At 72.1% G+C, this 25,142-nt stretch carries 22 protein-coding genes; 11 read left to right on the top strand and 11 right to left on the bottom strand.

Features of this window, described 5'->3' with window-relative positions; all coding sequences use genetic code 11:
* Positions 1 to 21: 21 nt before the first annotated feature.
* Both AB0472_RS41060 and AB0472_RS41065 read right to left on the bottom strand, forming a co-directional pair.
* The gene (locus tag AB0472_RS41060; RefSeq protein WP_366364468.1) at positions 22 to 3,081 is read right to left on the bottom strand and encodes an NACHT domain-containing protein; all 3,060 of its coding nucleotides are present in this window, start codon (positions 3,079 to 3,081) and stop codon (positions 22 to 24) included.
* A gap of 46 nt (positions 3,082 to 3,127) precedes the next feature.
* The gene (locus AB0472_RS41065; RefSeq protein ID WP_366364469.1) at positions 3,128 to 3,730 is read right to left on the bottom strand and encodes an HAD family acid phosphatase; all 603 of its coding nucleotides are present in this window, start codon (positions 3,728 to 3,730) and stop codon (positions 3,128 to 3,130) included.
* 511 nt (positions 3,731 to 4,241) lie between these two features.
* Between AB0472_RS41065 and AB0472_RS41070 the strand changes: the two genes are divergently transcribed.
* On the top strand, positions 4,242 to 4,793 hold the full coding sequence (locus AB0472_RS41070) for a M23 family metallopeptidase (RefSeq protein WP_366364470.1): 552 nt from the start codon (positions 4,242 to 4,244) through the stop codon (positions 4,791 to 4,793).
* Positions 4,794 to 4,800: 7 nt separating this feature from the next.
* Here AB0472_RS41070 and AB0472_RS41075 read toward each other — a convergent pair whose 3' ends face one another.
* Positions 4,801 to 5,397 carry a TetR/AcrR family transcriptional regulator gene (locus AB0472_RS41075; RefSeq protein ID WP_366364471.1) on the bottom strand — a complete coding sequence of 199 codons (597 nt, stop codon included), beginning with the start codon at positions 5,395 to 5,397 and terminating at the stop codon, positions 4,801 to 4,803.
* Between the two features lie 148 nt (positions 5,398 to 5,545).
* Here AB0472_RS41075 and AB0472_RS41080 point away from each other — a divergent pair, with 148 nt between their 5' ends.
* The 4 genes from AB0472_RS41080 to AB0472_RS41095 all read left to right on the top strand — a co-directional run bounded on the left by AB0472_RS41080 (position 5,546) and on the right by AB0472_RS41095 (position 9,197).
* Positions 5,546 to 7,144, top strand: a complete 1,599-nt coding sequence (locus AB0472_RS41080; RefSeq protein ID WP_366364472.1) for an MDR family MFS transporter — start codon at positions 5,546 to 5,548, stop codon at positions 7,142 to 7,144.
* A gap of 291 nt (positions 7,145 to 7,435) precedes the next feature.
* Entirely contained in the window at positions 7,436 to 7,867 is a 432-nt protein-coding gene (locus tag AB0472_RS41085) for a helix-turn-helix transcriptional regulator (protein ID WP_366364497.1), read from the top strand.
* 32 nt (positions 7,868 to 7,899) lie between these two features.
* Positions 7,900 to 8,331, top strand: coding sequence for a VOC family protein (locus tag AB0472_RS41090; protein WP_366364473.1), 432 nt, complete (start codon positions 7,900 to 7,902; stop codon positions 8,329 to 8,331).
* 2 nt (positions 8,332 to 8,333) lie between these two features.
* A complete protein-coding gene (locus tag AB0472_RS41095; protein ID WP_366364474.1) occupies positions 8,334 to 9,197 on the top strand; it encodes a class I SAM-dependent methyltransferase in 864 nt (287 codons plus the stop codon).
* Positions 9,198 to 9,324: 127 nt separating this feature from the next.
* Here AB0472_RS41095 and cseC read toward each other — a convergent pair whose 3' ends face one another.
* The 5 genes from cseC to AB0472_RS41120 form a co-directional block, all read right to left on the bottom strand.
* Positions 9,325 to 10,677, bottom strand: coding sequence for a two-component system sensor histidine kinase CseC (gene cseC / locus AB0472_RS41100; RefSeq protein WP_366364475.1), 1,353 nt, complete (start codon positions 10,675 to 10,677; stop codon positions 9,325 to 9,327).
* 11 nt (positions 10,678 to 10,688) lie between these two features.
* Complete coding sequence (gene cseB, locus AB0472_RS41105) at positions 10,689 to 11,393, bottom strand: two-component system response regulator CseB (RefSeq protein ID WP_366364476.1); 705 nt, start codon at positions 11,391 to 11,393, stop codon at positions 10,689 to 10,691.
* 125 nt (positions 11,394 to 11,518) lie between these two features.
* Positions 11,519 to 12,190 carry a hypothetical protein gene (locus tag AB0472_RS41110; protein ID WP_366364477.1) on the bottom strand — a complete coding sequence of 224 codons (672 nt, stop codon included), beginning with the start codon at positions 12,188 to 12,190 and terminating at the stop codon, positions 11,519 to 11,521.
* Entirely contained in the window at positions 12,178 to 12,717 is a 540-nt protein-coding gene (locus tag AB0472_RS41115; RefSeq protein ID WP_362603150.1) for a SigE family RNA polymerase sigma factor, read from the bottom strand. The genes AB0472_RS41110 and AB0472_RS41115 overlap by 13 nt, the downstream gene beginning before the upstream one ends.
* Before the next feature lie 267 nt (positions 12,718 to 12,984).
* The gene (locus tag AB0472_RS41120; protein WP_366364478.1) at positions 12,985 to 13,860 is read right to left on the bottom strand and encodes an A/G-specific adenine glycosylase; all 876 of its coding nucleotides are present in this window, start codon (positions 13,858 to 13,860) and stop codon (positions 12,985 to 12,987) included.
* 202 nt (positions 13,861 to 14,062) lie between these two features.
* On the opposite strand from AB0472_RS41120, the gene AB0472_RS41125 reads away from it, so the two are divergent.
* Positions 14,063 to 14,911 (top strand): hypothetical protein, encoded by an 849-nt coding sequence (locus tag AB0472_RS41125; RefSeq protein ID WP_366364479.1) that lies wholly within the window; start codon positions 14,063 to 14,065, stop codon positions 14,909 to 14,911.
* 99 nt (positions 14,912 to 15,010) lie between these two features.
* On the opposite strand, the gene disA is transcribed toward AB0472_RS41125, so the two are convergent.
* Positions 15,011 to 16,135: a DNA integrity scanning diadenylate cyclase DisA gene (disA, locus tag AB0472_RS41130; RefSeq protein WP_366364480.1), complete on the bottom strand. Its 1,125-nt coding sequence runs from the start codon at positions 16,133 to 16,135 to the stop codon at positions 15,011 to 15,013.
* Between the two features lie 80 nt (positions 16,136 to 16,215).
* Complete coding sequence (radA, locus tag AB0472_RS41135; RefSeq protein ID WP_366364481.1) at positions 16,216 to 17,625, bottom strand: DNA repair protein RadA; 1,410 nt, start codon at positions 17,623 to 17,625, stop codon at positions 16,216 to 16,218.
* A 262-nt stretch (positions 17,626 to 17,887) separates the two neighbouring features.
* On the opposite strand from radA, the gene AB0472_RS41140 reads away from it, so the two are divergent.
* Positions 17,888 to 19,588 (top strand): hypothetical protein, encoded by a 1,701-nt coding sequence (locus AB0472_RS41140; protein WP_366364482.1) that lies wholly within the window; start codon positions 17,888 to 17,890, stop codon positions 19,586 to 19,588.
* A 108-nt stretch (positions 19,589 to 19,696) separates the two neighbouring features.
* Here AB0472_RS41140 and AB0472_RS41145 read toward each other — a convergent pair whose 3' ends face one another.
* The gene (locus AB0472_RS41145; protein ID WP_366364483.1) at positions 19,697 to 20,554 is read right to left on the bottom strand and encodes a hypothetical protein; all 858 of its coding nucleotides are present in this window, start codon (positions 20,552 to 20,554) and stop codon (positions 19,697 to 19,699) included.
* 80 nt (positions 20,555 to 20,634) lie between these two features.
* On the opposite strand from AB0472_RS41145, the gene AB0472_RS41150 reads away from it, so the two are divergent.
* The 4 genes from AB0472_RS41150 to ilvD all read left to right on the top strand — a co-directional run bounded on the left by AB0472_RS41150 (position 20,635) and on the right by ilvD (position 25,127).
* Positions 20,635 to 21,567: a Ppx/GppA phosphatase family protein gene (locus AB0472_RS41150; protein ID WP_366364484.1), complete on the top strand. Its 933-nt coding sequence runs from the start codon at positions 20,635 to 20,637 to the stop codon at positions 21,565 to 21,567.
* A 134-nt stretch (positions 21,568 to 21,701) separates the two neighbouring features.
* A complete protein-coding gene (locus tag AB0472_RS41155; protein WP_366364485.1) occupies positions 21,702 to 22,532 on the top strand; it encodes a sugar phosphate isomerase/epimerase in 831 nt (276 codons plus the stop codon).
* Positions 22,529 to 23,152, top strand: a complete 624-nt coding sequence (locus AB0472_RS41160; protein WP_366364486.1) for a TetR family transcriptional regulator — start codon at positions 22,529 to 22,531, stop codon at positions 23,150 to 23,152. The genes AB0472_RS41155 and AB0472_RS41160 overlap by 4 nt, the downstream gene beginning before the upstream one ends.
* Before the next feature lie 121 nt (positions 23,153 to 23,273).
* Positions 23,274 to 25,127: a dihydroxy-acid dehydratase gene (gene ilvD, locus AB0472_RS41165; RefSeq protein WP_366364487.1), complete on the top strand. Its 1,854-nt coding sequence runs from the start codon at positions 23,274 to 23,276 to the stop codon at positions 25,125 to 25,127.
* Positions 25,128 to 25,142 lie beyond the last annotated feature (15 nt).

Below are 25,142 nucleotides of genomic sequence, written 5' to 3' on the forward strand. Positions count from 1 at the left end.
GAAGCACCGGCCCCTCACTCGTCAGCGCGACTCCAGGCTCGGCTCCACGCCGGGGAAGAGCCCTGTGAAGCGGGAGATCGGGAAGGTGTGCCCCGACCGGTTGGTCAGGGTCAGCGAGCGCAGTCCAGGCAGCCGGGGCACCAGCGGAGCGAGGTCCTCGGCGCCGTGCATCGACGCGATCCGCAGCTCCTCGACCCCCGGCAGTTCGGGCATCAGCTCGATGGAGTGGGGGAAGTCCCGGATGATCCTCGCGTTCAGATACAGGCGGGTCAGTTCCGGCAGCTCGGTGACCCGCCGCCAGTCGGCGACCGTCAGCTCCGTGGTCAGCGGCCCCAGGCTGAGCGTGTGCAACGTGGTCCAGTGCTGGAGTCCGCGCAACCCCGTGCTGTCCGTGCTGTGCGCGCCGAGGAAGAGGAACTCCAAGGCCGCCTCCGTCGGCAGGGTTTCGGTGAGATCGGTGCCCGGGAGCTCCTGGCTCAGGGTGATCCTGGTCAGTGACCGCAGGAACCGCATCCCGGTCAGGTCGGCGACGCCACCGCAGCCGATCAGCGCCAGCGGCAGTTCGGCCAGTCGTTCCAGGCCGGTGGCCGCCGGGCAGTCGTCGACCCACAGCCGGTTGAGCGAGCCGAAGGACGACAGCACCCCCAGGTCGGTGAGAAAGGGGTTGTCCGACAGACTGAGCGATGTCACGAAGTCGGGCGCCGGCACCGCGGCCAGGACGTCCGGGACCTCGTGCGCACCCGCGAAGGAGAGTTCCGGCCAGGGGCGCATGTGGGCCAGCGCCCTCAGCTCCCCGGTCGTCTCGCCGCGCAGGAAGAGGTCCGTCCGCGCAAGATGGTCCAGCACCTCCCTCGCATACTCCCCGGTGTCGAACCGGCTCCAGGTGCCGGCCAACTGCCTGCGCACATCGAGGTCCTGATGGTCCCGGTACCGCCGCAGCACCCCCAGTGCCCCGGTCGGGTCCTCCGTACCCAGCATCGACGCCGTCACCGTGACCCCCAGGGCCTCCTCGGCGCTCAGCGCCTGCGGTCCCGGTAGCAGTTCCAGCACCAGAGGCCCCGCCTCGGCCAGGAGCTTCGCGTCGTCCTTCGTCCGGGGTGGAATCAGCGCGGCGGCCCGTGACTCCACCTCCGCCCGTACCTCCGGATCCAGTGCTGTCGCGTGCTCCAGACAGGCCAGTGCCAGCAGGGTCAGCCGCGGCTTGTCGCCGGCCAGCAGCTGCCGCAGCAGCCAGGCCCGTTCGCGGGGCCTGGCGTGGGCCATCGCCATGCGGATCACGTCCTCCCACTGCGTGTCGTTCGCATGGCTGGCGAGGACGTCCAGGTGGCCCTCCGCCACCGCGTACCGGGCGCCCAGGTAGTCCTGGAAGGTGCGGTGGACGAAGTCCATGACACCGACGGCCGGTTGACGGACCAGGCCACTGCGCAGCAGCAGGGTGCGGAGCACGGTCGGTGCGTCGGCCCGGCGTCCCGGCAGCGCGATCGACGGCAGGCAGCGTTCCACGATGCCCTCGGCCGTCTCCACCTCCATCTCGGTGCGGCCGCTCAGCACCAGCGCGTAGGCCAGGCGCTGGAGGAGCTCCAGCTGGGCCTCCTCGCCCAGTTCCACCTCGTCCACCGTGCCCATGCCGCGTTCCCGGTCCCGGCGGGCCAGCAGCATCGTGAGGGCGGAGTCGTACAGCTCCTTGCGGCCGGTGGGGAGATAACCGCGGCGCTCCCGGTGCAGGGCGCAGATCAGGCCGCACATCAGGGGGTTGGTGGCGAGGCGGGCCAGATCGCGTTTGGTCCGGAGGGAGTCCAGCAGTGGTCCCTCGAACTGCGGGGCCCCGGCGGCCGTGTGCCAGCGGTGGACGAAGGTCGCCACGTCCGGGCGGCGCATGGGGGCGAGGGCCAGCTCGCGAAAGCCCTCGGTGGCGAGCCAGTCGGGGCGTACCGCGGTCGGGCGGGAGGTCAGGAGCCAGCTGTTTCCGGGGAACGCGCGGACCAGGGCCAGGAGCCAGTCGCGGGTGCGGCGGCGGTCGGGTGCCGGGATCTCGTCCAGGCCGTCGACCAGGACGAGGGCCCGGCCCGCCGTAAGGACGCGTTCCGTCCACCCCTCGGGGGGTGTCAGGGGGCAACTCACCGCTGTCACGAAGGACGCCGGGGCGGGCAACGCGCCCGCGCGGATCAACGTGCGCAGGGGGAGGACGTACGGGATGCGTTGACCGGCGCGGGCGGCCGACACCGCCAGCCACTGGACCAGGGTCGTCTTGCCGGAGCCGGCGTCGCCGCGCAGCAGCACGCGGTCGTTGCCGTGCATGGCCTCCTCGGCGGGCATCGTGAGGGTCACGGGGGCTCGGTGAGCAGCGTCCGGCCGGCCCTCGGGCTCGTCGGCCGTCGTCGCCTCCAGGCTCAGGTAGGCGACTTCCAGGGGCCAGCGGTCCGGGGAGTCGCGCAGGTCGATGCCGTAGATGGTGATGTGACTGTGGTGTTCGGCGACGTACCCGAGGTAGCGGCGTTCGAAGGCCGTGTCGTGGGCGTCCGGGCGTGGGACGCGGGTGATCAGCTCGTCGGTCCTGGCGATCAGCTCGGCCTGCGAGCGGGTCTGTTCGACCAGGGTGCGGGCTACGAAGGTGGACCGGCGGGTGAAGAACTCCAGGATCTGGAGGCAGGCCCACTCGGTCGCGGAGTCGAGGAAGAGGGCGGCGTCCGAGGAGAGGCCGGTGCCGGAGGCGGGGGCGGCCCCGCGCAGGCGCCTGGCGAGTTCGTCGTGCCCCAGGCGTACGGCCTGTACGTCGTCCATGTCCAGGTCGCCGAGGGCGAGCAGGCGGTGGGCCAGGGCGTCGGCCACCGCCGCTTGCTCCTCGGCAGGGAACCGCGGCTCTCCCGGAGGCTCGACGGCCCGTGCGACCAGCTGGGCGGAGAGCCTGCCGAGCTCCTTCTCGCCCAGCACACGCTTCTCGCCCCTGAAGGACACCAGGTCCCTCAGCCGCACCGGCCTGTCCACCAGCCCCGCGCCCGGTCCGTCCGCCACGAGGAGTTTCTTCACCAGCTGGCCCATCAGGCTCGACGCCAGCTTCCCGCCCAGTACAGTCGGCTCCATCCGCCACCCCCGTGAGTCCCGTCAGCGGATGGAGCCTATCGGCGGTCTACGACAACTGGCCGTTGTAGTCCGGCAGCTTGAACGTCCGGTCGGCGTGGCCGCCCGAGAGATCGGTGGCGCTGTTGCCGACGTTCGCGATGATGTCGTAGCCCTTGTTCTCGATGTCGACGCGCTGGGCGGTCTTGTAGGCGGCGACGTCCTTGAAGAGGTCGAGGAAGCCGCGTGCGTAGAGGCCGGAGACCTGGTAGCCGTCGTGTTCGAGGTTGTACTCGGTGGGCAGGTAGATGATGCCGGGGCGCGCGGTGACGAAGAACAGGGAGACGCCGTGCTCCTGGGCGTACTCGGCGACGTTCAGGACCGGCTTGTTGGCCGGCTGGGGGTAGCTGAAGCCGAAGTCGGTCTCCAGCGTGGTGTTGTCGATGTCGAAGACGATCGCCTGCTTCTCGCCGGGCCGGGCGGCGGCGATCCGCTGCTTCAGGTAGGGCAGGGCCTGGTCCATCACGGACTGGCAGTCCTGCTGCCAGGTGGCGTAGTCGACCGTGGTGGAGCTGCTCTCCGTCGCGGCCTGGGCCGGCGCGGCCAGTCCGGCGAGCGCGGCCACGGAGACGGCGGTGACGGACATGCGGCGGGTCCACGTGCCTGTGGTCATCGGGGTGGGGTGTCCTCTCACGTCATGGCTCATGTCATGGCAGGGGTGTCAGGGGCATGATGAGTGGAGCAGGTGGCGTGCGGGGAACCATAGGGTTACTGGTGGGTAGGGCGCTAGGGGTGTGCGCCGCATCGGTGCGCGCTGTCCCGGCGGTCCGGGGGTGGTCGGGGGGTGGTCCGCAGGGGCCGGTGACGGCCCCGGCGGGTGACATACCGCACGGGCGAAATGTTCGTTACTAGTGGAGATAGTGGATTCCCTGGCCGGGCGGCCCAGGGGCCTTCCTGCCGGGTCTCCCTGCGCGGGGCCGACGCGAGGGCGGACCTGCCCTGCCGGCGCGGCACGTGTCAAGGAATGGTCAATAACGGGTCAGATTACTAACGTTTATCGTAGATGAGCGGCTTGAGCGTTTTCCGGCCTCCGGGTTACCAAGGGATGCCCCGTTCGGCGGCCGCCCCACTGCGGGCCGGTGCTGCCGGAGCGGGGGTCCTGTTGTCTACTCCACGAGGTTCCGATGTCCCTGCGCGCCGCTCTCCGTTCCCCCCGTACGTCCCCGCTCCGCCGCCGGGCCGCCGTTCTGGCCGCCGGAGTCGGGGTCACGGCCGTGGTGGGGTCGGGGGTCGCGTCGGCCGCCACGCCGAGCGCCGCAGCCTGGGTCGACCCGGTGAAGAAGTACACGCTCTCCGCGACCTTCAACCAGGCCGGCGGCATGTGGTCAGCCAGGCACAGCGGTCAGGACTTCGCGGTGCCGAGCGGCACCGACGTCGTCGCGGCGCACGGCGGCACCGTCGTCAAGGCCGGCGGCAACGGCGCCGGTGACGGTCCCGCGTACGGCAACGCCATCGTCGTCAGGCACGGCAACGGCCAGTACTCGCAGTACGCCCACCTGTCCCGCATCGACGTCAGGGTCGGCCAGATCGTCAGGACCGGGCAGCACATCGCCCGCTCCGGCAACACCGGCAACTCCTCCGGCCCGCACCTGCACTTCGAGATCCGTACGACCCCGAACTACGGCTCCGCGGTCGACCCCGTCGCCTTCCTGCGCGCCAAGGGCGTGTCCCTCTAAGCGGCGGTCACGCGGGGTGCGAGCCCCGGTGGGCCTGGGTCACCAGGTCCACGGCGACCTCCAGGACGGCCTCGCGCTTCTTGCGGGGGTCGCCCTCGATGTCCTGCATCACGAACATGCCGGCGTGCAGCGTGAAGAGCGCGCTGATGCAGCGGATCTGGTCGGTCAGCGCCGCGTCCGGGTCGATGATGATGTTCCGCAGGCCGCGCATCCGGTCCTTGAAGGTGTCGCCGATCCTCAGCTCCCGGACCGTCGCCTGGTTCTCCTGCATGAACCGGAACAACGGCTCGGCGCCGCCCAGCGCCTCGTGGTACCGCCGCACGATCTCCTGCTTGGTCTCCAGGGTGTGCGGCTGGCCCTTGCCCCACTCGATCAGGTCCTCGATCGGCCGCGTCAGATCCTCGAAGACGCTGACCAGGATCTCTTCCTTGGTCTTGAAGTGGTAGTACAGGGCCGCCTTGGTCACGTCGAGGTGCTCCGCGATCTCCCGCAGGGAGGTCTTCTCGTAGCCCTGCTCGGCGAAGAGTTCGAGCGCCACGTCCTGGATGCGCTGGCGGGTGTTCCCGCGGCGCTGCTGCTTGGTGCCGTCCATGGTGACGCTCATCCTCTTACTCCTCGCACTCCCGCGAAAACTTGCTTGCCGCCCGGCTAGTAAACTTACTTGACGCCCGGCTAGCAACGGGTCTAACTTCCGAGTGTACTGAACTAGCCGGGCGGCAAGTAAGTAGCTGTCGCCAGGGGGAGTGGGAGAGATGGCGGACACCCAGGCGGCCGAGACCGGCCAGGAAACGACTGCGGCACCGGCAGCGGCCGAGAAGCCGCAGAAGGAGCCCAAGAGCGTACGGGTCGTGATGCTCGCGCTCATGGTCGCGATGATGCTCGCGATGCTCGACAACATGATCGTGGGCACCGCGATGCCGACCATCGTCGGCGAGCTGGGCGGGCTGGAGCACCTGTCCTGGGTCGTGACCGCCTACACCCTCGCCACCGCGGCGGCCACCCCGCTCTGGGGCAAGCTCGGTGACATGTACGGGCGCAAGGGCGCCTTCATGACCTCCATAGTCATCTTCCTGCTCGGCTCCGCGCTCAGCGGCATGGCCCAGGACATGGGCCAGCTGATCGGGTTCCGGGCCATCCAGGGCCTCGGCGCCGGCGGTCTGATGGTCGGCGTCATGGCGATCATCGGCGACCTCGTACCGCCCCGCGAGCGCGGCAAGTACCAGGGCATGATGGCCGGCGTCATGGCGCTCGCCATGATCGGCGGTCCGCTGGTCGGCGGCACCATCACCGACAACTGGGGCTGGCGCTGGGCCTTCTACATCAACCTGCCGCTCGGCGTGGTCGCGCTGGCCGCCATCAGCGCCGTGCTGCACCTGCCGAAGAAGCGGAACAAGACGCGCATCGACTACCTCGGCGCCGGTCTGCTGACCCTCGGCATCACCTCGATCGTGCTGGTCACCACCTGGGGCGGCTCGCAGTACGCCTGGACGTCCGCGCGCATCATGGAACTGATCGCCATCGGCGTCGTCGCCCTGATCGGCTTCGTCTTCTGGCAGACCAAGGCCGCCGAGCCGGTCCTGCCGCTGCACATCTTCCGCAGCCGCAACTTCACCCTGATGTCGATCATCGGCTTCATCGTGGGCTTCGTGATGTTCGGCGCCACGCTGTTCCTGCCGCTCTACCAGCAGTCCGTGCAGGGCGCGTCCGCGACCAACTCCGGTCTGCTGCTGCTCCCGATGCTCGGCGCGATGCTGGTGACCTCGATGGTCGCCGGCCGGGTCACCACCAACACCGGCCGCTACAAGATCTTCCCCCTCGTGGGCGGCGTGCTGCTCACCATCGGCCTGTACCTGCTGTCCACCATGGACACGGACACCACCCGGTTCATCTCCGGCGTGTACATGGCCGTCGTCGGCCTCGGCATGGGCTGCCTGATGCAGATCACCATGCTGGTCGCGCAGAACAGCGTGGAGATGAAGGACATGGGCGTCGCGTCCTCGTCCACCACCCTGTTCCGTACGCTCGGCTCGTCCTTCGGCGTCGCCATCATGGGCGCGATCTTCAACGACCGGGTCAAGTCGGTCATGGCCGAGCGGGCAGGCTCGCTGGGCTCGAAGATCACCGAGCAGTCGGCGCAGCTGGACGCGAAGAGCCTGGCGAAGCTGCCGGCGGCGGCGCGCGAGGCGTACCAGCACGCGGTGTCGGCCGGTACCCACTCGGCGTTCCTGCTCGGTTCCGTGATCGCCGTGCTGGTGCTGGTGGCGGCGGTCTTCGTCAAGGAGGTCCCGCTGCGCGGCGGGCCGCAGAAGGCGGACGAGGCGGCACCGATGCCGGCCGTCGAGGCCATCTGAGACCGGGTACGGGGGCGGGGGGGGGGGGGCCCCCCCGCCCCCCCGCGAGTTTGGGGGCGCCGGCGGGGGGCGGGCGGCCCCCGGGGCGCACGGCGAGCCGGCCCCGGGCGGGGCGGGGGCGCCCCGGGGCGCGGGGGGGGGGGGGGGGGGGGCCCCCCCCCCCCCCGCCCCTCGTCATTTCTGCGGCCTGCGGCCTGCGGCCTGCGGCCTCGTTCCCGATCGTCGACCGGGCCGGTTTCCTAGCATGGGCCCGTGGACAAGTTGCGGCAGCTGCGCCTCGCCAAGGACGCCATGGACCGGGACTGGGCCGACCCGGCCCTGGACCTCGACGCGGTCGCCGCGCACGCCGGGTACTCGCGGTACCACTTCCTGCGGGCCTTCAAGGCGGCGTACGGCGAGACCCCCGGCCAGTACCTGACGCACCGCAGGATCGAGCGGGCGGAGGAGATGCTGCGCAGCGCCGACCTCAGCGTCACCGAGATCTGCCACCTGGTCGGCTTCAGCAGCCTCGGCACCTTCTCGGCGAGGTTCAAGGCCCGCACCGGGCTCAGCCCCACCGAGTACCGGACCGAGCACGTCGGCCGCGGCGCCTCCCTCATCCCCGGCTGCTACGCCCTGCTCTGGGCCGGCGGGTTCCCCGGCAGGAGCGCAACTTCCGAGAAGCGCGGCCCGGACCCGGCTGTCTACGGTGACGGGCAGGAACAGCGACCGTCCGGCGGCTGAGGCCGAGGCCGGGCAGGCAGGAGAGCGGACCCATGATCCAGGGCCTGGCCATCACCACCGTGTGGACCTTCGACCAGCAGCGCACCAAGGCCTTCTTCACCGAGAAGCTCGGCTTCGAGGTGCGCGACGACATCGCGATGGGCGACATGCGGTGGGTCACCGTCGGCGCCAAGGACCAGCCCGGTGTCGAACTCGCCCTGATGCGCCTGGACGGACCGGGCCTCGACCCCGAGTCCGCCGAGGCGCTGCGCAGGCTGGTGGCCAAGGGGGTCATGGGAGCCGGCGCCTTCCGCACGGACGACTGCCGCGGCGACTACGAGACCTTCAGGGCGCGGGGCGTCGAGTTCGTCCAGGAACCCAAGGAACGGCCCTACGGCGTCGAGGCGATCTTCCGCGACGACAACGGCAACTGGTACTCGCTGACCGAGCGCAGCGAGGAGCTCGACTTCTCCAAGGAGTTCTGAGCATGCAGGCGGAGACCGCGCCCGATCACACCGCCGTCCGCACCGCCCTGTGGCGGGCGCTGCACCTGCGCGCCGACGCGCCGCCGCACGTCATCGAGGACGAGGTCGGGCTGCGGCTCGCCGGAGCGGACGCCCCGGACGGCCGGGGCTGGCGGGCCCGGCCGGACATGGACGTCGAGGCGACCCGGCGGACCCGGGCGTCGATCGTGGCCCGGGCGCGGTTCGTGGAGGACCTGGTGATGGACCGGGCCGGGCGCGGGGTCGACCAGTACCTCGTCCTCGGCGCCGGGCTCGACACCTTCGCGCAGCGCCGGGCCGCCGACGCGGTGGCCGCCGGGCTGCGGGTGTTCGAGGCGGACCGGGCCGGGGCGGTGGCCTGGAAGCGGCGGCGGCTGACCGAGCTGGGATACGGAGTGCCCGACTGGCTGACGCCGGTGCCGGTGGACTTCGAGGGCGACTGGTGGGGGCAGCTGGTGGCCGCCGGGTTCGATCCGGGCCGGCCGGCCGTGGTCGCGTCCTCCGGGGTCACGATGTACCTCACGGAGGACGCCGTGACGGCCACCTTCCGGCACATTGCGCGGCTCGCCCCGGGGTCGACGCTGGTCACGACGTTCCTGCGGCCGATCGAGGACGTCGAGCCGGACCAGCGGGAGCAACTGCGGGTGGCCCAGCGGGGCGCGCGGGCCTCCGGCACGCCCTTCCTGAGCTTCTACGCGCCCGAGCGGATCGCGGCCCTGGCGCGCGCGGCCGGCTTCCGGGAGACCCGGCACGTCCCGGCGGAGGAACTCGCCGACCGCTACTTCGCCGGCCGCACCGATGGCCTGCGGCCGTCCCGCGGCGAGGAGATCCTCGTGGCCCGCACCTGAAGGCCACCGGACGGGGGCCGAGCAGCGAGTGGTGATCAGCGGGCCGGTGGGGGCCTGTCGCGCAGTTCCTACCCCGGCGCCCCCTACGGGGCCCTGCAGGGCCGCCGTGTCGGTTGCCTGGAGTGGCTCATCGGCCGCCCGCGTTCGTGGGCCCCGGCAGCATCGGGTAGCTGCCGGTGGCCGTCGGGGCGTGCTCCGGGAGCCACAGGACGGCCACCGCGCCCTCCGCCGGGATGTGCGCGGGTGCCCCGGCCGGGCGGATGTTGCGGAAGGTCAGGCGGGCGCCCAGGACGCGGGCCTGGCCCGCCGCGATGGTCAGGCCCAGGCCGTGGCCCTGGCCGGCCCGGTCCTCGCTGCCGGTGCGGAACCGGCTCGGCCCCTCCGCGAGGAGCTTCTCGGGGAAACCGGGGCCGTGGTCGCGGACCCGGATGACCCGGCCCTCGACGGTCACCTCGACGGGCGGCTTGCCGTGCCGGGCCGCGTTGGCGAGCAGGTTGAACAGCACCCGCTCCAGTCGGCGCGGATCCGTGGTCACCTCCGACTCGTGCACCACCCGCACCTCGATCTCCGGGTCCTTCGCGGCCACCCGCCGGGCCACGAACTCACCCAGCATGATGTCCTGCAGTTCGGCCCGCTCGGAGGCGCTGTCGAGCCGGGCCACCTCCAGCACGTCCTCGACGAGGGTGCGCATCGCCTTCGCCCGGTCCAGGACCAGTTCGGTCGGCCGGCCGGGCGGCAGCAGCTCGGCCGCCGTGAGCAGGCCCGTCACCGGTGTCCGCAGCTCGTGCGCGATGTCGGCCGTCACCCGCCGCTCGGCCTCCAGGCGCTGCTGCAACGCGTCCGCCATGGCGTCCACGGCCCGCGCCAGGTCGTCCGTCTCGTCCCGTACGACCCCGCCGATCGCCTCCCGCACCCGCACGTCCGGCTCGCCCTGGGCGACCTGGTTGGCCGCGGCCGCCGCCTTGCGCAGCCGGACCGAGAGCTGCCCGCCGATCAGCACGCCGAGCGCGCTGCCCCCGAGGACGACCGCGATGGACCCGATGACCAGAGCCTGGTCGAGGTCCTTCAGCACGTCGCTGCTGCGGTTGGCGAAGGTGCTGTGCAGGGACAGCACCCGCCCGTCCTTGGCCTGCACCGCGGCCCAGATGTCCGGCGAGCCGCTGCCGTGGTCGATGACGTCGGTCGCCCGGCGGCCCGCGTCGACCCGCTCGCGCAGGGCCGGCGGCAGCCGGGGGTCGTCGACCTTGACGTCGGGGAAGTTCGCCCTCCCGTACAGCTCGTAGTTGCGCTGGCCGATCTGCAGCCGCTCGTTGGCCAGCTCGCGCGCGTTGTCCAGCATCGAGACCCGGGCGGCGTTGTGCACCACCAGGCTCAACGCGATCGCGACCAGCGCGCCGACCAGCGCGATCGCCGCGCTCAGCTTCCATCTGAGTCCGGTGCGCAACCCCGGACCCCGGTACCGGTTGGAGAACCCCCGCATGACCGCCTCGCTCAGGCCTTCAACTTGTAGCCGAAACCACGGACCGTCTCGATCCGGTCCTGGCCGATCTTGGTGCGCAGCCGCTGCACGTGGACGTCGACGACGCGGGTGTCCCCGCCCCAGCCGTAGTCCCAGACGCGTTCGAGCAGCTTGTCGCGGGAGAGCACGGTTCCCGGCGCCGAGGAGAACTCCAGGAGCAGCCGCATCTCGGTGGGCGTCAGCGCGACCGGCTGCCCGGCGCGGCGCACCTCCATGCCCTCGGTGTCGATCTCCAGGTCGCCGAAGGTGAGCATGCCGCCCGTCACCTCCGCCGCGTCCTCGTGCGGTCTCTCGCCGCCGCTCGCGTGCCCGAAGCGGCGCAGCACCGCCCGGATCCGGGCGACCAGGACGGCCCCGTCGAACGGCTTGGTGACGTAGTCGTCGGCGCCGGCCTCCAGGCCGAGCACCACGTCGATCGAGTCGGCCCGCGCCGACAGCATGATCACCGGGACGGTCGACTCGTCACGGATGCGCCGGCACAGGCTCACCCCGTCCAGGCCCGGGACCATCACGTCCAGCAGGGCGATGTCGGGCCGGTCGGCGCGGAAGGCCTCCAGGCCCGACAGGCCGTCGGGCATGGCGGTGACCGCGAAGCCGTCCCGCTCCAGGGCGAGCTGGGTGGCCTCGCGGATGACGTCGTCGTCCTCGACGAACAGGACGTGGGTCTGGTCTGCCATCCCGGCTCTCTCGGTGGTCGGTGGTCGGTGGGGGGATCAAGCGGGTACGTCGGGTACGGCGGGTGCGGGCGGTTCGGTCGGCCGGTTCAGCCTGGCGGTTCGGTCGGCCGGTTCAGTTGCCCGGTTCAGTTGCCCGGGGAGGGCGCCGCCGTGGGCTCGTCGCCGCTGCCGGCCGCGTTGCCGTAGTCGGTGTGGTGGAAGTCCTCCTGGACGAAGCGTCCCCCGGACCAGCTGTAGGTGATCACGTTCTCGCCGGAGGGGCTGGACACCGGGTCGCCCTTCTCGTACACCTGCTTGGTCACGCTCAGGTCGCCCCGGTCTATCTCCGCGTAGACCGGGGACTCCTCGGCCTTGAAGACGTTCTTGTACGCGCCGCTCTCCCTGCGGTACACGTACGCCCCGACCCCGACCGCGTCCCCGCAGGTCAGGACGTTCACGACGATGTCCTCGACCGGGCCGCCGGTCAGATCGCCGTACGTCACGTCGACGGGGTACTCGTCGCCGGAGCACGGCTTCAGGTCCCGCTTCACCGTGCCCGAGACGGCCGGGTCGGCCTTGACCAGGGCGACGGCGTCGACCTTCTCGTACGTCTGCGACGGGTTGGGGGAGGGGGCCTTGGCCGCGGGGGCGGGCGTGACCGAGCCGGCGTGCGCCGGGCCCTCGTCACGGGCTCCGGTGCCGCCGGTGCCGCAGGCCGCGGCGAAAAGGGCGAGGGCGGCGAGCACGGCCGTCGCCGTGATCACCGCCTGTGCACTCGCCGGGCCCCTGCTGGGCCCTGTGCCGGTCAGGCCGCGCAACGCTCCCGCTCCTCACGCTCCAGCGCGCGTGCGTCGAGGTCGCGTGACTCCAGCTCTTCGCGGAGCCGCGCGAGCGCCCGGTGCAGCGTGCTCTTGACCGTTCCGGCCGACATGCCGAGGGCGGCGGCCGTCTCCTCCGTGGACATCTGCTCCCAGTGTCGCAGCACCACGACGCTGCGCTGCTTGGGAGCCAGCACCTTCATGATGTCCATGAGGAGGGCGCGGTCCGCGTGCTGCTCGGTGGAGTCCTCCACGGACGCGTCGGGCAGCTGCTCGGTCGGGACCTCCTCCAGCTTCCGGGCCCGCCACCACTCGGTCCGCGTGTTGATCATGACCCGGCGCAGGTAGGCGTCGGCGAGCTTCTTGTCCTCGATGGTCTCCCAGCGGCCGTACGTCCGGACCAGCGCCGTCTGCAGCAGGTCCTGGGCGTCCGTCGGGTCCGGGACCAGCCGGCGGGCGCTGCGCAGCAGCGCGTCCTGTCGAGTGCGGACGTACTCCTCGAATTCGAGCACCTCGCCCTGCGCCATGATCAACCGCCTCCCGATCCCCGTTTTCCCCGGCCCTGTGCCTGAGTTCCCGCCGTCCCGCGGTCCTGGCGGGCACAGAAACGAAGCTACGGACCCGTTGTCACGGGGCTGTGCGGAGCAGCCTGCGGCTAGCAATCGGCTGTCCGTCGGTTGTGTAACGGAAGTAGGTTCGGGGTAAGCAGGCGCAGACTTATGCCCGGCTATGTGGGGATTCGTCGCGGAGATGGGGCCGTAACAGAGCTCCGCCTCCTGTGATGTGCCGATACGTCAGCTCAGCGGAAGCCGGTACAGGCCGCCCGCGAGCGGCTCCACCAGGCCGTCCGAGACGAGCCCGTCCAGCGCGCGGGCGCGCTGCACCGGCTCGTGCCACACCCGGTCGAGCGCCGTCTGCGGCACCGGCGCGTGCGCCTCCCGCAGGACGGCCAGCAGCTTGCCCCGCACCTGCCGGTCGGTACCGGCGTACGTCTGCCCGCGCCGCGGCGGTCCCTCGTGCTCCGGCTTGCCGGCCAGCCGCCAGGCGCACTCCCCGGCGATCGGGCACCGCGGGCACGTCTCGTTCTTCGCCGTGCACACCAGCGCGCCCAGCTCCATCGAGGCGGCGGCCCAGCGGGCGGCGGTCTTCTCGTCCGGGGGCAGCAGCTCGCGGGCGAGCTTGCGCTCGGCCGCGGTGGTGGCGTTCGGCGGGTACTGCACGCCGGTCACCGCCCGCGCGAACACCCGCCGCACATTGGTGTCCAGCACGGCGTGCCGCTGCCCGTACGCGAACGAGGCCACCGCCGCGGCGGTGTACTCACCGATGCCCGGCAGCGCCAGCAACTGCGCGTGATCCGTCGGTACGTCGCCGCCGTGCCGTTCCGTTATGGCGACGGCGGCGCCGTGCAGCCGCAGGGCGCGGCGCGGGTAGCCGAGCCGGCCCCAGGCGCGGACCGCCTCGCCGGGCGCCTCCGCGGCGAGGTCGGCGGGGCGCGGCCAGCGGGCCAGCCACTGCTCGTAGACGGGCAGGACCCGGTTCACCGGGGTCTGCTGCAGCATGAACTCGCTGACCATCACACCCCACGGGCCCGCCTCCGGGCGGCGCCAGGGGAGGTCACGGGCGTGGGCGTCGAACCAGGCGATCACAGGGGTGTGCAGCTTCTCAGTCATGGCCCTTCCGATCCTGCCACGTCCGGCGACGGGTGGGGTGGACGTGGATCACGGCGAGGGCGCGGCGGGGTCCGGGTTGACGCCGTGCATGGCGAAGGGTGGCCGCACCGAAGGGAGTTGCCGAAATGATGATCCGGAAAAGTTGAGGTTTGGGCGGCGGGTGGGGCGAGGAACTGCACGGATCTCTCGTACAGTTTGCGCCGTGGGATCTCTGCGCAATCCGGTCGGGCCGCTTCCCTCCTCCATCTACTGGCGACGGAGGGTCCTCATGGTGTCCGTGGTCGCCGTGCTGGCGCTGCTGATCGCCTGGATCGTCACGTCCCGCGGCGGAGGCGGCAAGAAGGGCGACGACGGGGCGAACGGCAAGAATCCCGTGTCCACGATCACCCCGGGGCCGTCCGGCAGCGGGCCGGCGATCAGCCAGGCACCGGGCGGCCGGGACGGGTCGAGCGGGGGCGGTTCGGGCGGCGCTACCGGTTCGAGCCCCGGTGCGAGTTCCGGTTCCGGTGACGCCGGCGGGAGTTCGGCCGGCTCGGACGGTTCGGGCGGCGACACGTCGGGCGGGTCGGGCGGTTCCTCGGGCTCGGGGGACGACGTGACGTCCGGGTCCGGCGGTACGGCCGCCTCGCTGCCGGGGAGTTCCTCGCTGCCCAACTGCACCGCCGGGTCGGTGGCGTTGACGCTGCGGAGCCTGCACAACTCGTACTCGCCCGAGCAGGCGCCGACCTTCGAGCTCACCGCGAAGAACACGTCGTCCAGCGACTGCAAGATCGACCTCGGGCCGAAGAACGCGGTGCTGACCATCACCCAGGCCAGCGCGGACGACACCTACTGGTCGTCGGCGGACTGCCCGAAGTCGGCGGGGAGCCGGTGGTACCGGGTGCCGTCCGGGAGCAGCATCACGTACACCCTGAAGTGGGACCGCAAGCCGAGCGCGCCGAAGTGCGCGACGCCCGCGGCGGGCTCGGCCGGAGCGGGCACGTACCTGCTGGAGGCAACGGCACCGGGGTACAGCAAGGCCCAGGCGTCCTTCGTACTCGCGGCGGACTAGCAGCGGGCGGCGGCAGCCGGGCCGGGGGAGGAACTGCGCGAGCGACCCCCACCACCCGCGCCCTCCATACGACGCCACCGCCCGACCTGATCGGCGAAATCAGACATACCGCTCAAGGATCGAGGACTCCGCCAGGCGCGACAACCCCTCGCGCACGCTGCGGGCGCGGGCCTCGCCGACCCCGTCGACGGTCTGCAGATCGTCCACGCTCGCGGCGAGCAGCTTCTGCAGGCCCCCGAAGTGCTCGACCAGCCGGTCGATGATCGCCCCCGGCAGCCGCGGTACCTTCGCCAGCAGCCGGAAGCCGCGCGGCGACACCGCCGAGTCCAGCGCCTCCGGCGACCCGGTGTACCCCAACGCCCGTGCCACCGTCGGCAGTTCCAGCAGCTCCGCATGGCTCAGGGCGTCCAGCTCGGACAGCGCCTCGTCGACCGTACGGGAGCGCTTCGCCGTCGGCTCGGGCACGTAGTCCCGGACCACCAGCTCACGCTCGGGCTCCACCCCGGCGATCAGCTCGTCCAGCTGGAGTGCGAGCAGCCGCCCGTCGGTGCCCAGTTCGACCACGTACTCGGCGATCTCCGTGGCGATCCGGCGGACCATCTCGAGACGCTGGGCGACCGCCGAGACGTCGCGGACCGTCACCAGGTCCTCGATCTCCAGCGCCGACAACGTTCCCGCGACCTCGTCCAGGCGGAGCTTGTACCGCTCCAGGGTCGCCAGCGCCTGGTTCGCGCGGGACAGGATCGCCGCCGAGTCCTCGAGGACGCGGCGCTGTCCCTCGACGTACAGCGCGATCAGCCGCATCGACTGGGAGACCGAGACCACCGGGAAGCCGACCTGCTTGGAGACGCGGTCCGCCGTGCGGTGCCGGGTGCCGGTCTCCTCCGTGGGGATCGTGGCGTCGGGCACGAACTGGACGCCCGCCCGGAGGATCTTCGACAGGTCGGAGGAGATCACGATGCCGCCGTCGAGCTTGCACAGCTCACGCAGCCGCGTGGCCGTGAACTCGACATCCAGGACGAATCCGCCCGTGCACATCGACTCGACCGTCTTGTCGAAGCCGAGGACGATGAGTCCGCCCGTGTTGCCGCGAAGGACCCGCTCCAGGCCGTCCCGCATGGACGTGCCCGGAGCCACGGCGCTCAGCGAGGCGCGCATCAGGCCATCGGAACCGGCACTCCCACCGTACTTTCCGGGAGCTCCTGCCCGGTCGTTGGCTGCCACTGCACTCCTCCGGTCGCAGGTTCTGAGGCGCTGCCGTCCCCGCACTCGGTTCGTACGGACGGGCGAGACCAGGGCAAAGTCTACCGGCGCTCCTCAGCCTCCCGTGGGGCCTCTCGCCGACGGGAGCGCGGCAGCACCCGCAGCGCGTCCCCCATGTCGGCGACTTCCAGGACCTTCATCCCCGCCGGGATCTTGCCGGGATCGCCCGGCACGAGCGCGTGTGTGAAGCCGAGCCGGTGCGCCTCCGTGAGCCTGCGCTGGACCCCCGTGACCCGTCTGACCTCGCCCGCGAGGCCGACCTCGCCGATGGCGACCAGGTTCTTCGGGAGCGGGGTGTCGCTGGCGGCGGAGGCCAGGGCGAGCGCGATGGCGAGGTCGGCGGCGGGCTCGGAGAGCTTCACCCCGCCGACGGTCGCGGAGTAGATGTCCCGCTTGCCCAGCGCGCTGATGCGCCCGCGCTGCTCCAGCACCGCCAGCATCATGGACACCCGGGAGGTCTCCAGACCGGACGTGGTCCGGCGCGGGGAGGGGATCTGCGAGTCCACGGTCAGCGCCTGGACCTCGGCGACCAGCGGGCGGCGGCCCTCCAGGGTGACGGTCAGGCAGGTGCCCGGTACCGGTTCGGCGCGACGGGTCAGGAAGAGGCCGCTCGGGTCGGCGAGGCCCGTGATGCCCTCGTCGTGCAGTTCGAAGCAGCCGACCTCGTCGGTGGCGCCGTAGCGGTTCTTGACGCCCCGGACCAGGCGGAGCCGGGCGTGCCGGTCGCCCTCGAAGTGCAGGACCACGTCCACGAGGTGTTCGAGGAGCCGCGGTCCCGCGATCGCGCCGTCCTTGGTGACATGGCCCACGAGGAGGGTGGACATGCCCCGCTCCTTCGAGGCGCGGATGAGGGCGCCGGCCACCTCGCGGACCTGGGCCATGCCGCCCGGGGCGCCGTCGATCTCCGGGGAGGCGACCGTCTGCACGGAGTCCAGGATCAGCAGCGACGGCTTCACCGCGTCCAAGTGGCCGAGGACGGCGGCCAGATCGGTCTCGGCGGCGAGGTAGAGGTGGTCGTCGATGGCGCCGATGCGGTCGGCGCGCAGCCGGACCTGGCTCGCCGACTCCTCGCCGGTGACGTAGAGCGTGCGGTGCTCGTCGCTCGCCGACTTGGCGGCCACGTCGAGCAGGAGGGTGGACTTGCCGACGCCGGGCTCGCCGGCGAGCAGCACCACCGCGCCGGGGACCAGGCCGCCGCCGAGGACCCGGTCCAGCTCCGGGACGCCGGTGGTGCGGGCGGTGGCCTGCCGGCCGTCGACCTGGCCGATGGGCACGGCGGAGGTGGTGACCCGGCCGGGGGCCGTCGTACGGACCGCGGGCGCGCCGTACTCCTCGACCGTCCCCCACGCCTGGCACTCGGCACACCGGCCGAGCCACTTGGCCGTCTGCCAGCCGCACTCGGTGCAGCGGTACGACGGACGGTCCTTCGCGGTCTTGGTACGGGCAGCCATGCGGAAACCGTATCCCCCGCCACTGACATTGATATTGCCAGGCGGGTTCCGGTGGTCGTGGCTCTGCCACTGACTGACGTCCAGTGGGGCCACGGTGTCCCGCGTGACAGCTGTGGGCGGCCCGGCCCCGGCCTGTGCGGGACGGGGACGAGCCGCGGTGGAACGGGTTCCTGTCCCCGATTGAGGGATCGTTTCACCCGTACGGATTAAAAGAGCTCAAGCCGCCCGAAGGGGCCGTACGAGGCCGCCTACGGTCGCACGGGTGATGAACAGCAGCCCGGAGACCTCGGCCCGAACGACCGGCGCACACCGGGCGCACCGAGAGGCGCGCTCGGCGCGTGACCGCGCGGCGGCGCGTGCGCTGGCGCAGCGACCGCCGACCCGCTACGAGCCGTACCTGGACGGACTGTTCACCTACTGCCTCTCGGTGCTGTGCGACCACGACGCGGCCACCGCCGCGCTCGGGGACGTCCTCGCCCTGGCCGAGCGGCGCGGCCAGCGGGTTCCGGAGGCCGCAGGGGACCGCAGGGCCTGGCTGTACGCGCTGGCCCGCTGGGCCTGTCTGCGCGGGCTCGCCCAGGCCAAGCAGAAACGTCAGACCACCCACGCGGCGGGCCGGCCCGCCGCCCCCGCCGCCGACCCCGTGGTCCCCGCCGACACCCAGGAGCAGCGGCGCCGCGAACTCGCCCTGCTCGCCTGGCCGGAAGCCGCCGGCACCACCCCCGAGCAGCGCGAGGCGCTCGAACTCGCGGTACGCCACCACCTGTCCGCCCACGAGGTCGCCGCCGTCCTCGGCATGGACCAGGCCGGCGCCCGGGAGCTGCTGGCCTCCGCCGCCTGCGAGGTGGAAAGGACCCGCGCCGCCCTCGCGGTCGTCGAGACCGGCGGCTGCCCGAGCGTGTCCCACCTCACCGGCGACAGCCAGCTGGTCCTCAGCAGCGCCCTGCGCCGGGAGCTGGTCCGGCACGTCGACGACTGCCCGCGCTGCCGCCGTACCGCCGAACGCGCCGCACCCGGCCGGTGGCCCGGCGCGATGACCACGCCCGCCGAGCTGCCCGTCCTGGAGGCGCCCCGCGCGGCCCTGCACCTGGCCATGGCGCACCCTCCACGCGCGCGTGGCGCCGCCGCCCCGCGCTTCGACCGGCGCGGCTTCCCGATGGACCCCAAGGACCACGCGGCCCGCCGCGACCGGCTACGCGCGCGCGCCGTCACGACGACCGTCGTCGCCACGGTGGTGGCCGCGCCGGTGCTGGCCCTGTGGGCGGCGTACCGGGGCTCTCCGGCCGGGGAGGGCCACGACGGGCCGTCCGCGACCGCGCGAGAGGCCGCGGGACCCGACGCACTCGACGGTGCGGGCCGGGGCTACGAGAACGCCGGCAACGCCAGCACCAGACCCGGGCCGCGCATCGGCAAGAACGGCAAGGCCGACGTGTCGGTGGCCGTGATCGGCGTCACCGGGGCCGGCCGGACGCGGACCGGTGCGGGGCACCTCGCGGTGACGGCCGCCAACGACGGCGACACGACGCTGATCACGCTCGCGGCGTCCGGGGGCACGGCGGTGCGGTGGTCGGTGTCCACCTCGGCGGGCTGGCTGTACTTCTCCCGGCCGTCGGGAACGCTCCGGCCGGGCGAGTCGTTCACGATCAAGGTGTACGTCGATCACCTGCGGGAGCCGGCCGGGCGCTGGAGCGCGCGGGTGGCGGTGGCGCCGGCCGGGGCGGTGGTGTCGATCGACGGCTACGGCATGGCCCCGCCGACGCGCAGGGGGCCGAAACCACCCCCTGCGGGGAGGCCGACCCCGACACCGACGGCATCCGACCCGACGCAGCCGTCACCGCCGGCCAGCGACCCGCCGACGTCGGCCGATCCGACCCCGACACCCACCGACTCCGCCACCACCGGCCCGACGCCGTCCCCGTCCCCGACCACACCCACCCCCGAGAGCCCACCACCGGGCCCGTGAGCTTGGCCGCGCAGTTCCTCCCGCAGCCTTGGGCCGGGGATACCCCCGGCCCTCCTTTCGGGGGGCGTCGGGGCGAGGGGCCGTTCTCTTCGCGCCCCGAGGGGGGGCTCAGCTCGCCGGATCCGCCGGATGCGGGGCCAGCAGAGGCAGCTGGGAAGCGAGGCGTTCCTCGCACAGCTCCGCGAGGCGGTCGTAGCCGGCCTTGCCCATCAGCTCGGTCAGTTCCGGGCGGTAGGAGATGTACACCGGGTCGCCCGCGCCGTGTGCCGAGGTCGCCGAGGTGCACCACCAGTGCAGGTCGTGGCCGCCCGGACCCCAGCCCCGCCGGTCGTACTCGCCGATCGAGATCTGGAGGACCCGCGTGTCGTCGGGGCGGTCGATCCAGTCGTAGGTCCGGCGGATCGGGAGCTGCCAGCAGACGTCCGGTTTGGTCTCCAGCGGCTCGCGGCCCTCCCGCAGCGCGAGGATGTGCAGCGAGCACCCCGCGCCGGCGGCGAAACCGGGCCGGTTCTGGAAGATGCAGGAGCCCTGGTACGGGCGGGTCTGGCGGGAGCCCTCCTCGTCCTCCGAGACCCAGCCGCCCCGCGTGCCCTCCTCGTGGTGCTGCCAGATCTCCGGCGTGAGCCTGGCCACATGCTCGGCGACCCGCTTCTCGTCGTCCTCGTCGGAGAAGTGCGCGCCCAGCGTGCAGCAGCCGTCGTCCGCGCGGCCGGCCTGGATGCCCTGGCAGCCGCTGCCGAAGATGCAGTTCCAGCGCGAGGTCAGCCAGGTCAGATCACAGCGGAACACCTGCTCGTCGTCGGCCGGATCCGGGAACTCCACCCACGCCCGCGCGAAGTCGAGACCCTTCTCGTCCGCGGCGAGGGCGGTCTTCGGCGGCTTCGACTGCTTCGGCGGCTTCGCCCGCGAAGAACCGTCGGCTGATTTGGCGGCCTTGTGGTCCTTCGTCTTTTTCGTCTTTGGCACCCGTCCAGGGTAAGTCGCCGACGGCCACTCCGGGGACTGCTCAGGGACCCCCGTCTGCAGTGTTCCGTACAGTTCCGTACATGAGACTCGGTGTCCTCGACGTGGGATCTAACACGGTGCATCTGCTGGTGGTGGATGCGCACCCCGGCGCGCGCCCGCTGCCGGCGCACTCGCACAAGGCGGAGTTGCGCCTTGCCCAACTCCTCGACAGCAACGGGGCGATCGGCCCCGACGGTGTCGAGAAACTGGTCGGTGTGGTCCAGGACGCCCTCCAGGCCGCCGAGGACAAGGGCGTCGAGGACCTGCTGCCGTTCGCCACCTCCGCCGTGCGCGAGGCCAGCAACGCCGACGACGTCCTCACCCGCGTGAAGGCCGAGACCGGTGTCGAGCTCCAGGTTCTCACCGGCGCCGAGGAGGCCCGGCTGACCTTCCTCGCGGTCCGCCGCTGGTTCGGCTGGTCCGCCGGAAAGCTGCTGGTGCTGGACATCGGCGGCGGCTCCCTGGAGGTCGCCTACGGCATCGACGAGGAGCCCGACACGGCCGTCTCGCTGCCGCTCGGCGCCGGCCGGCTCACCGCGGGCTGGCTCCCCGGCGACCCGCCGTCCTCCGAGGACATACGGGCACTGCGCCGCCACGTACGCGCCGAGATCGCCCGTACGGTCGGCGAGTTCAGCCGCTTCGGCGCCCCCGACCACGTGGTCGCCACGTCCAAGACCTTCAAGCAGCTCGCCCGCATCGCCGGCGCCGCCCGCTCCGCCGACGGCCTCTACGTCCAGCGCGAACTCAAGCGCGGCTCGCTGGAGACCTGGGTCCCGAGACTGGCGGCCATGACCACGGCCCAGCGCTCCGCACTCCCGGGAGTCTCGGAGGGCCGCTCGGGCCAGCTGGTCGCGGGCGCGCTGGTGGCGGAGGCCGCGATGGACCTCTTCGAGGTGGAGAACCTGGAGGTCTGCCCGTGGGCCCTGCGGGAAGGCGTGATCCTGCGGCGCCTCGACCACATGGGATCCGCGTAGAGACGGAGAAACACAGGGGCGCGAGGAACAGCGCGAACAACCCCGACGGCGCCGCACTCGCCGACGCACCGCAAACCGGCAACGGCGAGTAGGCGCGCCCCTCCCACCCACCCCCACCCCGTAACCTGTCCCTCGTGGCAAACCCAAGGGACGTCGTCCGCATCCCGGATGCGAAGGTCGCGCTCTCCACGGCCTCCGTCTATCCGGAGTCGACGGCGACGGCCTTCGAGATCGCCGCACGCCTCGGTTACGACGGCGTCGAGGTCATGGTCTGGACCGACCCGGTCAGCCAGGACATCGAGGCCCTGCGCCGGCTGAGCGACTACCACCGCATCCCGATCCTCGCCGTCCACGCCCCCTGTCTGCTGATCACCCAGCGGGTCTGGTCCACCGACCCCTGGGTCAAGCTCCAGCGGGCCCGGGCCGCCGCCGAGAAGCTGGGCGCGAGCACGGTCGTCGTGCATCCGCCGTTCCGCTGGCAGCGCCAGTACGCCCGCGACTTCGTCGAGGGGATCTGGCGCATGGCGAACGAGACGGACGTGCGGTTCGCGGTGGAGAACATGTACCCGTGGCGCTACCGCGACCGCGAGATGCTCGCGTACGCCCCCGACTGGGACGTCACCAAGGACGACTACCGGCACTTCACGATCGACCTCAGCCATGCCGCGACGTCCCGCGTCGACGCGCTCGCCATGTTCGACCGCATGGGCGACCGGCTCGGCCACGTCCACCTCGCCGACGGCCGGGGCTCCGCCAAGGACGAGCACCTGGTGCCCGGCCGCGGCACCCAGCCCTGCGCCGAGCTGCTGGAGCGGCTCGCGGTCACCGGCTTCGACGGGCATGTCGTCATCGAGGTCAACACCCGGCGCGCGATGTCCGGCGCGGAGCGCGAGGCGGACCTCGCGGAGGCCCTGGCCTTCACCAGACTGCACCTGGCCTCGGCGGTGAAGGTGCCCCGCCGGTGACCGACACCCCGACCGGAGGCGGTGCGGGTACCCGCCGCCGCGGCCGCCCCCCGCGTACCGAGTCCGCCGACACCCGGGACCGTATCCTCGTCACGGCCCGCGAGGAGTTCTCCGAACACGGCTACGAGAAGACGTCCGTACGCGGCATCGCCAAGGCCGCCGGGGTCGACTCCGCCCTGGTCCACCACTACTTCGGCACCAAGGAACAGATCTTCGAGGCCGCCATCGCGGTCGCCTTCGCCCCCGCCGCCGAGGCGCCCCTCGCCATCGCGGACGGCCCGCTGGACGGCGTCGGCGAGCGGCTGACCCGGTTCGTCTTCGGGATCTGGGAGAACCCCACCACCCGTACGCCCCTTCTCGCGATCGTCCGCTCCGCCGTCAACAACGAGACGGCCGCCGCCGTCTTCCGCCGGCTCATCGCCGCCCAGCTGCTGCGCCGACTCGCGGAGCAGCTCGGCCACACCGACGGGGAGCTGCGGGCCGAGCTGGCCGCGGCGCAGCTGGTGGGGTGCGCGATGCTGCGCTACGTGATCAAGCTGGAGCCGCTGGCGTCCGCGGACCTGGAGCAGATCGTGGCCAGGATCGCCCCGGTGGTGCAGGGGCATCTGACCGGGCCGTGAGTCCGGCGGTGAGTCCGGCCGCGCGAGACGCGCGTCCCGCATTCCGGACACCTCGTCCCGAGGCCTGAACAACGGGCGTACGCTCGTCAGCAGCCCTACCTGTCTGAAGGAGCGAGCGACGATGCCCGAGCTGAGGTCCCGCACAGTCACCCACGGCCGCAACATGGCGGGCGCCCGCGCCCTTATGCGCGCCTCCGGTGTACCGGGTGCGGACATCGGCCGCAAGCCGATCATCGCCGTCGCGAACTCGTTCACGGAGTTCGTGCCGGGCCACACCCACCTCCAGCCGGTCGGCCGGATCGTCTCCGAGGCGATCAAGGAGGCGGGCGGCATCCCGCGCGAGTTCAACACGATCGCCGTGGACGACGGCATCGCGATGGGCCACGGCGGCATGCTGTACTCCCTGCCCTCCCGCGACCTGATCGCGGACAGCGTGGAGTACATGGTCGAGGCGCACTGCGCCGACGCCCTGGTCTGCATCTCCAACTGCGACAAGATCACCCCGGGCATGCTGATGGCCGCCCTGCGCCTGAACATCCCCACGGTCTTCGTCTCCGGCGGCCCCATGGAGGCCGGGCGCGCGACCCTCGTGGACGGCACGGTCCGCACCCTCGACCTGATCGACGCGATGGTCGAGGCGGCCAACGAGAACGTCTCCGACGAGGACGTCCTCAAGATCGAGGAGAACGCCTGTCCGACCTGCGGCTCCTGCTCCGGCATGTTCACCGCCAACTCGATGAACTGCCTGACGGAGGCGATCGGCCTCTCCCTCCCCGGCAACGGCTCGGTGCTGGCCACCCACACCGCCCGCAAGCAGCTCTACGTCGACGCGGCCCGCACGGTGATGGACCTCACCCGCCGCTACTACGAGCAGGACGACGACACGGTCCTGCCGCTCAACATCGCGACCTTCGCCGCGTTCGAGAACGCGATGGCCCTCGACATCGCGATGGGCGGCTCCACGAACACGATCCTCCACCTGCTGGCCGCCGCCCAGGAGGCGGGCGTCCCCTTCGGCCTGGAGGAGATCAACGAGGTCTCGCGCCGGGTGCCGTGCCTGGCCAAGGTGGCCCCGAACGTCGCGAAGTCCCGCACCTACTACATGGAGGACGTGCACCGCGCCGGCGGCATCCCCGCTCTCCTCGGCGAACTGCACCGCGGCGGCCTCCTGAACGAGGACGTGCACTCCGTCCACAGCCCCTCCCTCGCGGACTGGCTGAAGACGTGGGACGTGCGCGGCGGCTCCCCGTCCCCCGAGGCGGTCGAGCTGTGGCACGCGGCCCCGGGCTGCGTCCGCTCCTCCGAGGCGTTCTCCCAGTCCGAGCGCTGGGCGGCCCTGGACGAGGACGCGGCGGAAGGCTGCATCCGCAGCGTCGAGCACGCGTACTCCAAGGACGGCGGCCTCGCGGTCCTCAAGGGCAACCTCGCCGTCGACGGCTGCGTGGTCAAGACGGCCGGCGTCGACGAGTCGATCTGGACCTTCGAGGGCCCCGCGGTCGTCTGCGAGTCGCAGGAGGAAGCCGTCGAGAAGATCCTCAACAAGCAGGTCACCGACGGCGACGTCGTCGTGATCCGCTACGAGGGTCCCAAGGGCGGCCCCGGCATGCAGGAGATGCTCTACCCGACGTCCTTCCTCAAGGGCCGCGGCCTCGGCAAGACCTGCGCGCTGATCACCGACGGCCGCTTCTCCGGCGGCACCTCCGGCCTCTCCATCGGCCACGCCTCCCCGGAGGCGGCCTCCGGCGGCACCATCGCCCTCGTCGAGGACGGCGACCGCATCCGCATCGACATCCCGAACCGCACGATCGAGCTCCTCGTCGACGAGGCCGAACTGGCCCGCCGCGAGCAGGCCCTGGGCGGCGTCTACGCCCCGAAGAACCGCGAGCGCAAGGTCTCGGCGGCCCTGCGCGCCTACGCCGCGATGGCCACCAGCGCCGACAAGGGCGCGGTCCGCGACGTGACCAAGCTGGGCTGACACCCGACGTGACCT

It is taken from the genome of Streptomyces sp. NPDC086777 (genome assembly GCF_040702065.1).
In the GTDB taxonomy this organism is placed as follows: Bacteria; Actinomycetota; Actinomycetes; order Streptomycetales; family Streptomycetaceae; genus Streptomyces.

What these genes read in the sequence shown, in the direction of transcription:
- radA (WP_366364481.1), bottom strand. Translation starts at nt 17,625, where the DNA reads ATGGCTGCCCGTACCAAGACCGCGAAGGACCGTCCGTCGTACCGCTGC.
- AB0472_RS41115 (WP_362603150.1), bottom strand. Translation starts at nt 12,717, where the DNA reads ATGGCGCAGGGCGAGGTGCTCGAATTCGAGGAGTACGTCCGCACTCGA.
- AB0472_RS41120 (WP_366364478.1), bottom strand. Translation starts at nt 13,860, where the DNA reads ATGACTGAGAAGCTGCACACCCCTGTGATCGCCTGGTTCGACGCCCAC.
- AB0472_RS41090 (WP_366364473.1), top strand. Translation starts at nt 7,900, where the DNA reads ATGATCCAGGGCCTGGCCATCACCACCGTGTGGACCTTCGACCAGCAG.
- AB0472_RS41070 (WP_366364470.1), top strand. Translation starts at nt 4,242, where the DNA reads ATGTCCCTGCGCGCCGCTCTCCGTTCCCCCCGTACGTCCCCGCTCCGC.
- cseB (WP_366364476.1), bottom strand. Translation starts at nt 11,393, where the DNA reads ATGGCAGACCAGACCCACGTCCTGTTCGTCGAGGACGACGACGTCATC.
- AB0472_RS41060 (WP_366364468.1), bottom strand. Translation starts at nt 3,081, where the DNA reads ATGGAGCCGACTGTACTGGGCGGGAAGCTGGCGTCGAGCCTGATGGGC.
- cseC (WP_366364475.1), bottom strand. Translation starts at nt 10,677, where the DNA reads ATGCGGGGGTTCTCCAACCGGTACCGGGGTCCGGGGTTGCGCACCGGA.
- AB0472_RS41085 (WP_366364497.1), top strand. Translation starts at nt 7,436, where the DNA reads ATGGACCGGGACTGGGCCGACCCGGCCCTGGACCTCGACGCGGTCGCC.
- ilvD (WP_366364487.1), top strand. Translation starts at nt 23,274, where the DNA reads ATGCCCGAGCTGAGGTCCCGCACAGTCACCCACGGCCGCAACATGGCG.
- AB0472_RS41075 (WP_366364471.1), bottom strand. Translation starts at nt 5,397, where the DNA reads ATGAGCGTCACCATGGACGGCACCAAGCAGCAGCGCCGCGGGAACACC.
- AB0472_RS41095 (WP_366364474.1), top strand. Translation starts at nt 8,334, where the DNA reads ATGCAGGCGGAGACCGCGCCCGATCACACCGCCGTCCGCACCGCCCTG.
- AB0472_RS41065 (WP_366364469.1), bottom strand. Translation starts at nt 3,730, where the DNA reads ATGACCACAGGCACGTGGACCCGCCGCATGTCCGTCACCGCCGTCTCC.
- AB0472_RS41080 (WP_366364472.1), top strand. Translation starts at nt 5,546, where the DNA reads ATGGCGGACACCCAGGCGGCCGAGACCGGCCAGGAAACGACTGCGGCA.
- AB0472_RS41150 (WP_366364484.1), top strand. Translation starts at nt 20,635, where the DNA reads ATGAGACTCGGTGTCCTCGACGTGGGATCTAACACGGTGCATCTGCTG.